General features: G+C 39.8%; 12 protein-coding genes. All 12 read right to left on the bottom strand.

The features are described from left to right. Positions 1-117 precede the first annotated feature (117 nt). The 12 genes from LKD20_RS04840 to hemB all read right to left on the bottom strand — a co-directional run bounded on the left by LKD20_RS04840 (position 118) and on the right by hemB (position 15,502). A complete protein-coding gene (locus tag LKD20_RS04840; protein WP_060924528.1) occupies positions 118-1,521 on the bottom strand; it encodes a DASS family sodium-coupled anion symporter in 1,404 nt (467 codons plus the stop codon). Positions 1,522-1,912: 391 nt separating this feature from the next. Continuing rightward, entirely contained in the window at positions 1,913-2,824 is a 912-nt protein-coding gene (locus LKD20_RS04835) for a LysR family transcriptional regulator (protein ID WP_024066727.1), read from the bottom strand. An 11-nt stretch (positions 2,825-2,835) separates the two neighbouring features. Continuing rightward, a complete protein-coding gene (locus LKD20_RS04830) occupies positions 2,836-3,579 on the bottom strand; it encodes a Bax inhibitor-1/YccA family protein (protein WP_227721046.1) in 744 nt (247 codons plus the stop codon). A gap of 108 nt (positions 3,580-3,687) precedes the next feature. Continuing rightward, on the bottom strand, positions 3,688-5,436 hold the full coding sequence (gene pyk, locus LKD20_RS04825) for a pyruvate kinase (RefSeq protein ID WP_227721045.1): 1,749 nt from the start codon (positions 5,434-5,436) through the stop codon (positions 3,688-3,690). 75 nt (positions 5,437-5,511) lie between these two features. Further along, positions 5,512-8,919 carry a DNA polymerase III subunit alpha gene (locus LKD20_RS04820; protein ID WP_227721044.1) on the bottom strand — a complete coding sequence of 1,136 codons (3,408 nt, stop codon included), beginning with the start codon at positions 8,917-8,919 and terminating at the stop codon, positions 5,512-5,514. Between the two features lie 12 nt (positions 8,920-8,931). After that, entirely contained in the window at positions 8,932-9,699 is a 768-nt protein-coding gene (locus tag LKD20_RS04815; protein WP_316119942.1) for a M48 family metallopeptidase, read from the bottom strand. A gap of 245 nt (positions 9,700-9,944) precedes the next feature. Then, positions 9,945-10,709 carry a DUF3969 family protein gene (locus LKD20_RS04810; RefSeq protein ID WP_227721042.1) on the bottom strand — a complete coding sequence of 255 codons (765 nt, stop codon included), beginning with the start codon at positions 10,707-10,709 and terminating at the stop codon, positions 9,945-9,947. 380 nt (positions 10,710-11,089) lie between these two features. Beyond that, positions 11,090-11,524, bottom strand: a complete 435-nt coding sequence (locus tag LKD20_RS04805; protein WP_227721041.1) for a hypothetical protein — start codon at positions 11,522-11,524, stop codon at positions 11,090-11,092. A gap of 65 nt (positions 11,525-11,589) precedes the next feature. After that, a complete protein-coding gene (locus tag LKD20_RS04800) occupies positions 11,590-12,342 on the bottom strand; it encodes a hypothetical protein (RefSeq protein ID WP_227721040.1) in 753 nt (250 codons plus the stop codon). A 318-nt stretch (positions 12,343-12,660) separates the two neighbouring features. Further along, positions 12,661-13,122 (bottom strand): helix-turn-helix domain-containing protein, encoded by a 462-nt coding sequence (locus LKD20_RS04795; RefSeq protein ID WP_105097369.1) that lies wholly within the window; start codon positions 13,120-13,122, stop codon positions 12,661-12,663. Positions 13,123-13,213: 91 nt separating this feature from the next. Next, positions 13,214-14,518: a glutamate-1-semialdehyde 2,1-aminomutase gene (gene hemL, locus LKD20_RS04790; RefSeq protein ID WP_227721039.1), complete on the bottom strand. Its 1,305-nt coding sequence runs from the start codon at positions 14,516-14,518 to the stop codon at positions 13,214-13,216. A 9-nt stretch (positions 14,519-14,527) separates the two neighbouring features. After that, positions 14,528-15,502 (bottom strand): porphobilinogen synthase, encoded by a 975-nt coding sequence (hemB, locus tag LKD20_RS04785; RefSeq protein ID WP_039969007.1) that lies wholly within the window; start codon positions 15,500-15,502, stop codon positions 14,528-14,530. Between the last annotated feature and the right edge of the window lie 7 nt (positions 15,503-15,509).

Below are 15,509 nucleotides of genomic sequence, written 5' to 3'. Positions count from 1 at the left end.
TCCTTTCCTTGTGAAACATTTATAAAACCCAAGTCTGTACAGGCTCGTCGCGAGAGCCATATACAGACATTGAATACTAACAATTAAATTCTAACACTCCATAGTGAAAGTTTCATATTACATGAAACCAGTAATTTTCCACCAAGGGATACCAATTACGTAGTTCAATACTAAACATACAACGGCGGAGATGAGACCAACTGTCCACCAGTCTTTTACATTGTTGTAACCAGCGGAGAAGATGATTGGACCAGGAGCTGCACCGTAGTGAGTTACGGAACCACCATACGCATTTGTACCAATCATGATGAACGCAAGTAATGTAGGATCGATGCCTGCGTTAATACCTACAATCAAGAATACTGGAAGCATTGCAGAGATGTATGCAGTACCAGATGCGAAGAAATAGCGAACTACAACGGAAATAATAGAGATAAGGATAAGCATCATGAATGGATCTAAACCAAAGTTCATATGAGCTTCTAAGTATTTAGCCAACCATTCGAAGAATTTACCTTTAGTCAATGCGGAGGATAAGCCCAAGATACCGCCGAACCAAATCAATGTGTTCCAAGCAGCTTTTGTTTTAAGCAAATCATCCCAAGAAATAATGCCACATACAAATGTAGCAATCATGGCTACGATAGCTACTGCGGTAGCATCGATTTTAATATCAAATGTTGGTAGAATCCAACCAGTGATTGCAAGAAGTGCGATAACGATAAGGCCTTTTTCGGACGCTTTCATAGGTCCTAATTCAGCTAAACCATCCGCCGCAATTTTCTTATTGTCAATATCTTTTACAGATGGACGCTCATACATATAACCAATAAGTGGTATTAGCATTAACATGATAAAACCAGGTACAAACATAGCTGCAGCCCATTGTGCCCAATTCAAGGATACACCTGTTAATTTAGTAATGAAATCAAGTGCTAAGTAATTTGGTGCCATTGCTGTAGCGAATAGGAAAGATGTTACCTTTGTTGCAAAGTAACCATTCTGTAAGAGGTAAGCACCTGCTTTTTTAGCAGTTTCACCAGGATATGAACCAACCGCTTCAGCGATAGATAAGTTGATTGGATAAACAATACCTGCTGCACGTGCTGTGTTGGATGGAGTTGCTGGAGACAAGATTAAGTCAAGGAATGCAGTTACATAACCAAGACGAAGTGTTGTGCTACCAAACAATCGAACTAAGTGGTAAGCGATACGGTGACCAAGGCCAGTTTTACCAAACGCAACGGATAATGCGAAGGCTGCGAAGATCAACCATAATGCTGTATTGCTGTAACCAGCTAATACATCTTTTGTGTTGCTCAATAAAATAGAAGATGTAGCAACACCTAATAATACCGTAATAGGAACTGGGAATGGTTTTAATACCAAGCCCACGATAGTTGCTAAATAAATGCCAAATAATTGCCATACTTGTGGTTTGAGGCCTTCTGGTGTGCCACCAAACCATGCGATTGCGACGATGGCAGCCATAACGGCAACGCGCCATAATTTGTCTTTCATGTGTGTCTTTACCTTTCTTAACTAACTTAGGCATACATAAAATCATCTAGTCTTTAACAACCTAACTGCTCGCGACGTCAGTTACATTGATTAAGTCTACACTCATTATATATGCTTAAAAGAATTATGAATAATAGATTACCTTTATAGGGGTTATAAAAACTTTTATATCTACTATTCATACTTTTTATGCATTTTAAGCATAGAATTGCAGCCCAAAATGAAAAAAATGCATGTATACGTCCCCAAAGGGGGTATACATGCACTTACATGGTTACTGCCTTGCTCTTTCGAGACACCTTTATTATGACTGATTATATCGAAAAAGTCTAATACTGAAATAGCATGGATAGACAGTTATAAAGCCTTATATAGACTCAATTTGTATAATCTATCCTTTATATTCTCTAAAAATACTATTATCTACAACAGTATGTTTTTTATAGTAATCGCGAACATATTCAATGAATGTTTTAACTACAACAAGATTTTCCGTATCCTTTGTATATACCATATTTGTATCACGAGTGATATAGGTCCCATCTTTGCTACGCAATGGACTTACATATATATCTCTATCCTTACAAGATCCAAGGCCCATATAGGTCAAAATAGACCATCCAAGGCCGGCGCGTACAAAGTGACGACACGTACTCATAGAATTTACATCCATCGCAACACTCGGTGGTTCTTCAAAATGCTCAGCACACCACGTTTCAATAATGTTTGCTACAGACGCATCTGTTTGATATTTAATGAATGGTACCTTCTCTAACGACTCAGGTGGTACTAATTCTTTATAAACCAAACAATACGGTTCCTCCAATAGTAATTCAGATTTACCAGATACTTCATAGCCACCACGAGAAAAGGCAACCATACAGTCACCAGAATTAAACATTTTTACTACTTGATGGCTGAAAGCAGTCTTAACTTGAATATGCACATCCGGATATTGCTCTCGAAATGATTTCAGTAAAGCTGGTAGTTCATAGTCTGCAAAATTGATGGATGATGCGATTTTTAAGGTCCCTTGAATCTTACCAGAAGCGGAATTCATAGCATTTTCTAAGGCCTCTTGATCTTGCATCATTCTTTTACAGTAGTCATAAAAAATTTCGCCTTGTGCCGTAAGAGCAATCCCTTCAGCAGTTCGCAACAACAGAGAATGGCCTAAGGCTTTTTCCATATGGCGCAACCGATAGCTTAAAGCCGGTTGTGATAAAAATAATTTTTCTGCAGCCCTTGTAATATTCCCTTCATCCACAACGGTTACAAAGGTTTGCCATTCTCTATTATCCATACAATCTCCTTTTATCGCTTATTACCAAAGATGCGCAATAAGGATAAGAATAAGTTAATGAAATCTAAATATAGGCTCAAAGCACCTGTGATTTCAATGCGGTCTAGAATTGTTTCATCCTCCATAAGAGCTACTTGTGTCACATTATTTTTAATGCGGTTCACATCGATAGCTGTAAAGATGGAGAATACTACAACCCCTACATAACCTAGAACTAAGCTAACAGTGTCACTAAAGCCACTAAGTACAGCCCAGTTAAAATAACGAGCCCCTATCATCACAAAAGATACGATGATCATACCAAGTAAGGCAGCCATTACATATGGTGTTAGGGATGACAAATTACGTTTCGTAGTAGCCCCTACCACGGCAAAGCCAATGAAGAACGCTAACGTGCCGATTAACGCGGGAATAACTACTTCAAATACATTATATCGCAACGATATTAAGGTCAATGTAAGGCCATTCAATGCACTATAGAGGAAGAACATGCCTTTTAAAGTCATAACATTGGCCGTATACGCACGAGCACTAAATAGGAATACTACGCCTAGTTCAACTAATAGAATAATATTAAAGTTTTCGTATGCAAAGCGTAGCCAGTTTGGATTTGCCAACGCAGCCACTCCAACACCGATAGTCGTAAGTAAACCTACAACCATCCACAAGAAGGATCCCTTCATACGTTGGGATACAATACTTTCAACCTGAGCAACTTGAGAATTACTAGGTCCTGTTACATTATATGGATTCATAGTCTCACTCCTTGTATTAAGCATTCATATTTTGACCAGCCTATATTTCGTCACTTACTCCCGTCACGAGATTAGGCAGTCCCTATATTATAAAATTATTATCCCTAACTATCGAGCATTAGCAATGCCAGCAAACACCTTACCACGTTCTCCGTCGATTGTTACCTCTTGACCTTCAAGGAGTACGTCATGAGCGTTTTTAGCGCCTAAGATTACAGGAATGCCATAGGTAATGCCAGCAATAGCACTGTCAGAGGTATAACCATCCTCTACAGCGATAATACCGCCTGCTCTTTTTGCAACAGACATCAATTCAGGCTCCATTGTGCCCACCACAAGGATGTCGCCATCTTTGAAGCTTTCATAATTGCCCTTATGATTAGCCGCAATGAAAACATTACCTGTTACGGATTTACGTAAAATACCATTACCAGACAAGAGTACTTGGCCCGCGATGTGAACGCGAATCATATTTGTAGTACCTGTTGCACCAGATGGCACACCTGCTGTAACAACTACGAGATCACCAGACTCGATGGCACCAGTGCCAAGAGCACCTGTAATGGCTTGTTTTACCATTTCATCAGAGTTGATGATTTCATGGCCTTTGATAGCCTCTACGCCCCAGCACAATTGCATGCGACGAATTGTTTCCTCATGAGGTGTAACGGCAATAATTTTGCAATCTGGGCGGTGTCGTGCCACGCTAAGTGCAGTATGTCCAGATTCAGTACACGTCAAAATAGCTGCAGCCCCAAGGTTTTGAGCAATGCGCACACTCGCTAAACATACAGCACTTGTAGTAGTCATGTCGTCATCTTGACGAGCACGGCTTTTGCTGTCGTAAATAGAGGCTTTTTCTGTTACCTCTGCAATACGAGTCATAGTTGTAACTGCCTCTACAGGGTATGCGCCGTTTGCCGTTTCACCAGATAACATGATGGCATCTGTGCCGTCCAAAATAGCATTAGCTACGTCACTTGCTTCCGCACGTGTAGGACGTGGATTTTGAATCATAGATTCAAGCATTTGTGTAGCCGTAATAACTGGTTTACCCAAGTTGTTACATTTTTCGATCATCATCTTTTGTAGAACCGGTACCTCTTCTGCAGGAATTTCTACACCAAGGTCACCACGCGCAACCATAAGTCCGTCTGCTACTTCCAAGATTTCATCAATATTTTTAACGCCTTCGGCATTTTCAATTTTTGCGATAATCTTAATATCCTTTTGTTCAGACTCAAGAATACGACGGATGGCTACGATATCTTTACCGCGTTGCATAAAGGATGCGGCTACAAAGTCTACACCTTGTTGACAGCCAAAGCGCAAGTCCGCTTCGTCCTGTTCAGATACAGGAGGCAAGCTAAGCGCTACACCTGGCACAGCCACGCGTTTACGGTTACCGATTTCACCACTGTTTTGAACGGTAGTAATGATGTTATTCCCTTCGATGGCATCGATGTTAAGTGTTACAAGACCATCAGCCAAGAGGATTTTATTCCCAACGGACACGTCGCCAACAAGACCTTTGTGGTTCACGGAGCTAAGCTCTTTTGTGCCTTCCACATCATCGGTAGTCAACGTAAATTGTTGACCTGCCTCAAGGAATACCTTGCCCTCTTTAAATAGGCCAAGACGAACCTCAGGACCTTTCGTATCGAGCAATAATGCGATTGGTTTATTGACGATCATCGCCGCATCGCGCACCATTTGCATGCGCTCGGCTTGCTCTTCATGAGATCCGTGAGAGAAATTAAAACGAGCCACGTTCATGCCCGCTCGCATCATATCTTCTAAAATACCAAATTTATCCGTTCCCGGACCTACAGTACATACGATTTTTGTACGTTTCATCTTTCCTCCTATGAAAGCAATTTCTATATTGAATCTTTCACTTCTTATTGTAGTAATGTTGGTGAAAGCTATTTATTATTGCACCTCTACGGATCCATCACCTAAGATAGCTTCAATAGCCTTGATAGATGCATCACTAGGATCAAAGCACATGTTCGGTGGCAAGTTAATGCGCTTCCGTTGACGGTGCAAATATAGTGATGTTGGCACAGAGCCTGCGGTGTTTGTTAACAGCCGTTTTAAGGCTTCACTATTTTCTGGCGTGTCATATTGGCTATAAATATGAATGGCCACATGCTTAGCCTGACTATAGTTTACCTTTAACGGCATAATGCGGTCTGCAATAATTTGCACACCCTTTTCATCCGCATCAACGCGGCCTTTTACCTTAACGATCATATCGATCGCAAGGAACTGTTGACTTTGACTAAAGACCTTAGGGAATGCCACTACGTTAGCCGCACCAGAATAATCTTCGATTCGAAGAATGGACATAACCTCATTCCGTCTCGTCATGCGGTCCGTCTTATTTTCAATCAAACCGCCAAAGGTTATGGTTTGACCATCGTATTGCTCTGGATTTTCTACGAGAGCCCCCAGTTCAAATAGGCCCTCTAGCTCCTTCGCATAGCCTTGCAATGGATGGCCTGTAATGTAAAAGCCTGTATATTCCTTTTCATCCTTTAATTTATCATCTTCCGATAAATCCTCCACATTCGGTACAGGGATGAAGTCAACGGACTCCTCTATATCGCCAAAGAGACTCATAGTACCCATAGCGGCATTCTTTTGCTCTTTAGCACCAACGGCTTGTGCACTTTCATACATGTGCAATAATTGGTTTCGGTTTTCCTTGAAACCATCCATGGCGCCACATCGAATGAGACTTTCAAGAAGTCGTTTATTAACAACTTTATTGTCCACGCGTTTACAGAAATCTACGATATCTGTATAGAGGCCGTGTTCATTACGCTCGCGAATCAAACGATCAATGGCATTATCCCCTACGTTTTTGATACCCCCAAGGCCGAAGCGAATGGCATCACCTTGCACGGCAAAGCTGCGTTCAGAATAGTTAATATCTGGACCGAGTACCTTAACATTATGCTTCTTGCAGGCATTGATATAGTACGTCAATTTCTGCATGTTTTGCATAAAGCTAGTCATGGTTGCAGCCATGAACTCAGGGAAATAGTGGGCTTTCAGATACGCCGTTTGGTACGCAATGTATGCATAAGCCGCACTATGTGATTTATTAAAGCCATAGCCTGCAAAGTATACGAGCAAGTCAAATACTTCATTTGCAATGGACTCTTCTATACCATTATTTATGGAACCTTGAATAAAGGACTCGCGCTGCGCCTTTAGCACAGATTCCTTTTTCTTACCCATGGCGCGGCGCATCAAGTCCGCTTGACCAAGGGAGAAGCCGCCCATGGCGGATGCAATTTGCATAACCTGTTCTTGGTACAAGATTACCCCAAAGGTATCTTTTAGTATTGGTTCCAAGATAGGATGTAAATAGGTAACCTCTTTTTTACCATGACGGCGGTCGATAAAGTCCGCTACCATGCCAGAGCCCAATGGGCCTGGACGATACAAGGCAACCAATGGAATTAAGTCTTCAAAATGTTCAGGCTTAAGGTCCATAACGAGCTTTGTAATACCTTCCGATTCAAGCTGGAATACACCAGAGGTGTCTCCTTTTGTGAGGATATCACAAGCCGCTTTATCATCGAGCGGTATTGCATCTAAATCGAGATCAATACCACGGTTCGCCTTGATGAGCTTTAAAGCATCCCCCATAACCGTCAAGGTACGGAGGCCCAAGAAGTCCATCTTTAAGAGGCCTAATTCCTCGATGTTATCCTTATCGTACTGTGTTACAAAGCCATCATCATTGGCATTTTGTACTGGTACGTGGTCATCTAAAGGATTCGCGGAAATTACGACGCCCGCTGCATGAGTGGACGAATTTCGCGCTATGCCTTCTAGTTTTTTACCAAAATCAAATAACTCTTTAACATTTGGATCAGCTTCGTACAAAGCCTTTAATTCTTTGCCTTGCAGAGCCTTATCTAAGGTAATCCCAAGTTCATTGGGAATCATCTTAGCAATACGGTTCACTTCCGCCAGTGGTAAGTCTAGCACACGACCTACGTCACGAATTACGGCACGCGCAGCCTCAGTACCAAAGGTAATAATCTGGGATACACGCTCCTGTCCGTATTTTCGCGTTACATATTCGATAGCTTGGCCACGCTTTTCATAGCAGAAGTCAATATCAATATCGGGCATGCTTACCCGCTCTGGATTTAAGAACCGTTCAAAGAGCAAATCATATTTTAATGGATCAAGACCTGTAATACCAAGTAGATAGGCAACTACAGAACCTGCCGCCGAACCACGACCAGGACCTACTAAAATATCATGTTCACGGGCATACCGTACATAGTCCCATACGATGAGGAAGTAATCTTCAAAACCCATGGTGCCAATAACATCTAGTTCATAGTCGAGACGTTTTTGTAACTCTTCAGAGGTCTCACCATAGAGACGTGGAATTTCCCGTTCACAAACCTTACGCAAATAGGTCTTAGACGTTTCCCCTTCTGGCACATCAAAGTGCGGCAAATGATGTTCATCGAAATTAAACTCTACATTACAGCGGTCTGCAATTTTTAACGTGTTTTCCATGGCCCCAGGAATATGTCCAAATAGCTCTGCCATCTCATCCCCAGATTTTAGATAGAACTCATCATTCGGAAATTTTAAGCGGTCCACCTCAGCACGGCGACGGCCTGTAGAAATACATACCTTAATATCTTGCGCATCTGCGTCCTCTTTTAAGACATAGTGGAAGTCATTAGATGCTACGATGCCAAGACCATATTCCTTGCTGAGCTTAATGAGCTCCTCTTGAGCCTTTGCCTCCTCTGGTAAACCATGGTTTTGAATTTCTAAGAAGAAACTATCCTTCCCGTACGTCTCGATATACCATTCGATAGAACGCTTCGCGCCTTCCATATTATCTTGCAAAATATACTGAGGAATCTCCCCTTGAATACAAGCACTGAGGGCAATAATGCCCTTGCTGTATTGGCGCAATAAATCGCGGTCTGCACGAGGCTTATAATTAAACCCTTCAGTAGAGGCTTTCGACACGATTTTTACTAGATTTCGATACCCTTCCATGGTCTCCGCTAATAGAATAAGATGTTTTAATCGTTCACGGCTGCGACCTTCCTGCTTATCAAGACGGCTACCTTCTGTGACATATACTTCACATCCAATAATCGGTTTAACGCCTTGGGCCACACATTCCTTATAAAAATAAATGGCTGCGTACATATTGCCGTGGTCTGTAATGGCAAGGGCTGGCTGATTTAACTCCTTCGCACGACGTACCATGTCAGGCAAACGACTGATACCGTCCAGCAAACTAAACTCTGTATGACTATGTAAATGTACAAATGGCTGCATGGTACACCTCCTTTAAGGGCGATGAGCAAAATATACGTTCAATGACTTCTTACGAGCCTTCCAATCTGGCAAAAACAGTGCCACTAGATTGTGAAAGTTCTTGGAATGGTCTAAATATTTAAAATGAGCAAACTCATGAACCATAACGTACTCAATATACGCCTGTGGTCCCTCTAATAAGCGGGTGTTCATTTTGATGAGCTGCTTTGCTGGCGTACAAGAACCCCAACGGCTCTTCATACGCTGCTGTTTTATGGTTGGCATAGGTACATCAATACCTTGCTTATGGTAGCGTTGATACACGACCTTTGCCCAATGGACAAAGACCTTCTCCCCTAAATTACGCCAATAACTTTGCATTAATTTATGCTTAGCCTCAAAGGTCGTACCACAAGGTACCACCATAGTAAGAATCGCCTTTCCGTCAAAGCCAATATGAGGCTTTCCGTCCTGCTCAACTAGGCGTAACGTAACGGGAATGCCGAGGATTGATAAGCTTTCACCATTCACATACTGCAACGCATCGACACGCTTGGCATTCAATGCATCAATCTTGTAACGAGCCCGCTCAATGAAGGGCATATTCTCGATAACAAACTTGTCCACCCTATAATCCGGCACATAGGCATTCGCCGATACATGGATCACCCCATCCTTTGTAATGCGCATGTTCATATTCTTCACACGCTTGATAGTTAACTCATATTCAATTCTGTCGCCATTATAGGTAATAGACCTAGTTGTTGAAGTATTCATACCTTTTATTTTATCATAAAACACTCATAAAATCGTAAAATTCTGGTGATTTTAATAGAAATACTTAGATTTTAATCAATACTGATTTTTATTAATTTGTAATATAAAAATGACACCTATACCAGTCCCTTATGAAAGGTATAGATGTCATTAAAATAAGCTTATAACATTTAACACTAAATATTATTTAAGGATAGAAGTTAATAAAGGTTAATCCCAAAATTAAAAGTAATCATAAGTATAGAACCAACTCAATAATCTTTTAGAATCTATAATCCCAAGTCTATAAACTTCCCTGAAACTTTAATTTGCCAGAACATCCCTCTAGTAGCTTTTAAATCAATGTCTGTTTTTAACTTATCAAAACTCACATCATAAAATGGTAATAATACCTGTAATGATGCTAATTTTGCTTTCATAGTAATTAATTCTTTACTTAATTGCCCGGATATATTAGTATCAACTATCTCTTGTAAATTGGAAATACATGCTTGAAGATCTTCATTCTGAATACGTTCAAACGTATATATTTCAGACAAATAGGTCTGTTTAATACAACTTAAGATTGATTCAGAAATAAATTCAGGTTTTTGTAAGACTTCATATAATCCTAACAAAAACAACGCCCAAAATATATCCTCTACATAATCGGTAAAGAAATAGATACCGAGCTTCTCTTCATCATGTGTAGAAATCTTTAACGCTTCAGATAAAGTATTACCCTCTAACTCCCGTTCTATTAAAGCAATCCAACTACTGCATTCAATATCATCTAACGTATCATTTAATGGTGGTATAGGAATCCTACGAGCCATCCACTCATCAACATCCTCTAAACTCATCCCATCTCCAATAATATTTAACAATTTATTGGACAGATGTGCTTTTCTGCACATTAATCGAATTAACATACTAAATATGTAATATTCTAGAATGGTCAAATCAATATAATTTCGTCTATATGCCTTAACAGCGCCCAATATAAAGACCATTAAAAATGTATCTAAACTTTTTTTATTTTTAAAATAGATCATATTTATACCTCTGTCCACTAATTTATTCTAACTTAAAATCTATACGTTCATCATTAACCCGTTTTACTTAGTGAATTATAACAGTCCATTATCCATCAGTAACCCCAACAAAGTAAATATAGCAAAAACCAAGAGGATACTTAAAATAATCCTTACTACACGTCTCACTATAGGCTTAGCCGGAGTAAAAGATTCTATGCTATCATGATTGCCAATCAACTCAGGGATACAAAGAAATGCAATAGTAAGACCTATAGACTGAATTGTATCTTTAACCTCATAATTAGTATTATATAAATTTAGTAAAGAATCGAAAAACTCCATTTATACACTGAATCTCCTTATAGTTAAAATGATACATACTAAATATAATATTAAGTTCACCTGTCTTTTTCTAATTTAACGATGATAGCCTTTGTATTAATATCATGAGTAATATCAACCCCAATATTATCATCTACATCGTATCCTATAAGTTGACTCTTATTTACTTCACGCCAGTTTATCTTTTCTTCTGAAAGTATATTCTTCACTTCTTCTAAAGTAATACTTTCATATGTAATCTTAAAATTATAAACCTGCCCATTTCTACCTGTAGCATAATGATCTTCGCTAACTTTATGTGCAGATATACTTGTTAGCTTTTGCTCATATGCTTCTAGTTGTTGAATTTGTTTTGGTCTATTAATAATAGCAGCTACGGTCATCAAAGAGATAATAATCATACATATAAGTGCAAATCCCAAAATCATCTTAAAAGATAAAGGAATCATGTTATAGTAATAGGATATCTTTTTCAAAACTAATAACCCCATCAAATCAACTTGTTAAAGTACACAGAAATACTACATAACATTATCAAAATAAATATAGCGTATTTCTAATTTTTACTAACATAGTTATCTCGTAATTGTAATAAAATAGTTCGTTCTTCTTCGCCAATTTCATCTAAGCTATTTAACAAAACTAGATGATCTCCATAAGTATATTTCAACATAGCAATTAAAGAGTCTGTAACCTTTTTACCAGCAAGACTTTCATCAAAGTATACTTGAATATCATTTGTTTCTTTATCGATGATAATAAAACCACTCACATTAAATATCAGAATTTTTGTAGCCGTATCTTTTACACCTCGCACATCATTCGTAATAATAAGATGATTATCTAAATCTAGAAACGTTGCTTCATAGCCTGAGTGATACCAGCGTTTATTAAAGTACTTTGCACCACGATCAGAATTCATTAACATTTTTTCAAAGTTATCTAAATCCATTTTGGAAAAATCTTCTAACTTATTTTTCTTATTAACGATCATCTTTGATCTTGGATGATATAATTTATGCTGTTCGGTTTCATCACCATAAACGGTAAATTCCCAAACATCTAGTTTATGATTTTTAATATCATACCGACCTATTCCATCATAGCCTAAATAATAATAGTAAGGATCATCAAGATACACTGCTAAAATACGATTAGAAATCGATTCATCAATCGAAGTATCCACTAACTCATGAGACTCATCCATAATAACTATATTATTTGGTGAACTATCGTGATAATAATACTGATAAATCACAGCACTAATAATTACTAGTCCGAGCAGTATTAAAGCACAAACCTTTTTCATAACGAAACCTCTAAACTAAACCGCACTTTTATTTCTATTGGTTAATATTTAATCTACTTCTATATTTCAATTATATATTAAACCAACTTATATCACCAACAGATATTTTAACATTGTTATCTTTTATTTATTTTTATAGTTAGCCTAAAAAAATGCCAAAGCATTAGCACAGGCATTTACAGTATAGTAATACAAAAGCACCATCTACCTAGGTCCGACTTATGTATCGTTTCCTATTAAGATAGATGGTGCTTTTATAATTGTTCTAATTAAGTTCTTCAAATAAACAGTTCCACTCACATACAATGTAGTATAGCACTATTTTATATTTCGTCGTGCTGCCAGACTACCAGCGCTATTAGCTAGGCCAGCTCGATTGATATGTGGGTTCCCATGTTTGTACGTTTTTGGCTTGCTACTTTTATCTTCTACCTTTGATTTCTCAAATTTAGTAAATAGATTATCTAGCTCGCGCAAGAGCGCACGTTTTTGTGAGTCTTTCAACTCGAATACTTCACCTTTATAGGCGATGTATTTATTTTTGAGTACAGGACTGAGATCATAGATGGGCTCGTGTTGTTCTCCATTTACATCTAGCAGCTCATCCAAGGTCAATCCATAATAGCGAGACAGAGCACAGAGTGTATCTAAATCTGGTTCGCGATACCCTGTTTCGTAATTTGAAAGCGCCGCATTACTGATACCTACGGCCTTTGCTACTTCGATTTGGCTTTTGCCCATGCGCACGCGAGCACGCTTTAAGTTCTTATAAAACTGCATGTTCATCACCTACATCGATACATAAACAACTACAAACTATATATTTTATAATAATGTATCACTGATTTTTATAGTAGTGTATCACTAATCTTTATAGTAGTGTATCACTGATTTTTTTGAAAGCTTCATCAGCAACGGCTAATGTCCGTTCAATTTCACTGCTCTTGTGGCAGATAGATACAAAGTTACTTTCATAAGGGCTTGGTGCATAGTAAATACCATGGCTCAAGTTATGATGGAAGAACATTTTGAATTGTTCTTCGTTGCACGCTGCTGCATCATCAAAGTTCTTAACTGGTTTATCAGTGAAGAAAATGGTGAACATGGAGCCTACCCGTTGCACTACAACAGGCACATTGTATTGTGCTGCCAAACGTTCAAAGCCTTCACAAAGGGCAATTGTCGTATCTTCTACTTGTTTAAATACAGTTGGATCCCGTTGCAAAATCGAAAGCGTTGCAAGACCAGAGGTAACGGCAATTGGGTTACCGCTCAATGTACCGGCTTGATAAATAGGACCAGCTGGCGCAATTTGATTCATAATCTCACGAGAGCCACCGAATACAGCAAGTGGCATGCCACCGCCAACGATTTTACCAAGGCATGTAAGGTCAGGTTTAATATTGTAACGTTTTTGTGCACCCCCACTGCTAGCGCGGAAGCCACACATAACTTCGTCAAAGATCAATACTGCGCCATGAGCCTTAGTCACTTCTCGCAAGGTTTCCAGGAAGCCTGGTTCTGGAGGCACACAGCCCATGTTACCTGCTACAGGTTCTACGATAATCGCCGCAATAGTATCGCCGATGTCGTCGAATAATTTGCGAACCGCATCAGAGTCATTGTACGGCAAAGTAATTGTATTTTCTGCTACACCTTGAGGTACACCAGGGCTATCTGGTACACCAAAGGTAGCAAGGCCAGAGCCAGCTTTTACCAAGAGTGCATCGCTATGACCATGGTAACAGCCAACGAATTTCACGATCCGATCGCGACCAGTATAGCCACGAGCTACGCGCAACGCACTCATAGTAGCCTCTGTACCAGAGTTAACGAGGCGGATAACCTCCATAGATGGCATGAAGGCTTGTACCTTTTTAGCCAATTCTGTTTCTAGTAGTGTAGGCGCACCATAACTCGTGCCGCGAGGAATCGCCTCTTGTAAGCTCGCGATAACTTCAGGGTTCGCATGGCCCAAAATCATAGGGCCCCAGCTCAACACATAGTCGATGTATTCGTTATTATCGATATCATAAATACGACTGCCGCTAGCACTGCTGATAAACGGAGGGTTAGAACCTACACTGCGGTAGGAACGAACAGGACTGTTTACGCCGCCTGGCATATAACGTTTAGCCTCTTCAAAGGCCTTTTCAGATTTACCGAGTTGGAACATGGTTTCTCCTTACTTTTGTAACCATTTAGCAATATCTATAGCATGGTACGTAATGATGATTTTAGCACCGGCGCGCTTCATAGAAAGCATTGTTTCCATAACGAGGCGTTCTTCGTCGATAAGACCAGCTGCAGCAGCGGATTTAACCATCGCATATTCGCCAGACACATTGTATACAGCTACAGGTAATTCATAGCGGTCACGTGTTTCACGAACGATATCCAAATAGGACAAGGCTGGTTTAATCATGATAATATCTGCACCTTCAGCGATGTCAAGTTCAATTTCTCTGAAAGCTTCCAATCGATTAGCTGGGTCCATTTGATAGGATTTGCGGTCCCCAAATTTAGGAGCAGAGTTAACGGCACCACGGAACGGACCATAGTAAGCGGATGCGTATTTTGCAGCATAGCTCATAATAGATACATTAGTATAACCTGCCGCATCAAGGGCTTCACGGATAGCACCTACACGGCCGTCCATCATATCGGATGGAGCCACCATATGGGCACCTGCTTCTGCTTGGCTTACCGCTACTTTACAAAGCAATGGCAATGTTTCATCATTTAAGATTTCATGATCATCAATCATGCCACAATGGCCTGTTGTTGTGTATTGGCACAAGCAAACATCAGCTACCACTAATAGATTTGGCACCGCTGCACGGATGGCTTTAATAGCTTGTTGAACAGGTTGGGACATATCCCATGCAGAGGAGCCTTGCTCGTCCTTATATGTAGGAATACCGAAGATTTCTACCCCAAGAATACCAAGATCATATACCTCTTGAGCCATTTTTACAGCTTCATCAACGGATAAGTGGTATTGGCCTGGCAACGTATCGATTTCTTTTTTGATACCTTCACCAGGAACGATAAATAATGGATAAATTAAATCAGTTACGTCGAGTGTCGTTTCCCGTACCAAATCACGCATTTCTGGATTGATACGCAAGCGGCGAGGACGGTATGTTAAATCGTACATGTAATCC

The sequence above is a fragment of the Veillonella fallax genome (assembly GCF_020687175.1).
Lineage (GTDB): Bacteria > Bacillota > Negativicutes > Veillonellales > Veillonellaceae > Veillonella > Veillonella fallax.
The sequence above is the reverse complement of the archived record's forward strand: the minus strand, read 5'-3'. Positions and strand labels throughout refer to the sequence as shown.

Excerpts from the sequence above, each read along its gene's own strand:
- hemL (WP_227721039.1), bottom strand. The coding sequence starts at position 14,518 with ATGTTCCAACTCGGTAAATCTGAAAAGGCCTTTGAAGAGGCTAAACGT.
- LKD20_RS04835 (WP_024066727.1), bottom strand. The coding sequence starts at position 2,824 with ATGGATAATAGAGAATGGCAAACCTTTGTAACCGTTGTGGATGAAGGG.
- LKD20_RS04840 (WP_060924528.1), bottom strand. The coding sequence starts at position 1,521 with ATGAAAGACAAATTATGGCGCGTTGCCGTTATGGCTGCCATCGTCGCA.
- LKD20_RS04805 (WP_227721041.1), bottom strand. The coding sequence starts at position 11,524 with ATGGGGTTATTAGTTTTGAAAAAGATATCCTATTACTATAACATGATT.
- LKD20_RS04820 (WP_227721044.1), bottom strand. The coding sequence starts at position 8,919 with ATGCAGCCATTTGTACATTTACATAGTCATACAGAGTTTAGTTTGCTG.
- LKD20_RS04810 (WP_227721042.1), bottom strand. The coding sequence starts at position 10,709 with ATGATCTATTTTAAAAATAAAAAAAGTTTAGATACATTTTTAATGGTC.
- LKD20_RS04830 (WP_227721046.1), bottom strand. The coding sequence starts at position 3,579 with ATGAATCCATATAATGTAACAGGACCTAGTAATTCTCAAGTTGCTCAG.
- LKD20_RS04800 (WP_227721040.1), bottom strand. The coding sequence starts at position 12,342 with ATGAAAAAGGTTTGTGCTTTAATACTGCTCGGACTAGTAATTATTAGT.
- pyk (WP_227721045.1), bottom strand. The coding sequence starts at position 5,436 with ATGAAACGTACAAAAATCGTATGTACTGTAGGTCCGGGAACGGATAAA.
- hemB (WP_039969007.1), bottom strand. The coding sequence starts at position 15,502 with ATGTACGATTTAACATACCGTCCTCGCCGCTTGCGTATCAATCCAGAA.
- LKD20_RS04795 (WP_105097369.1), bottom strand. The coding sequence starts at position 13,122 with ATGCAGTTTTATAAGAACTTAAAGCGTGCTCGCGTGCGCATGGGCAAA.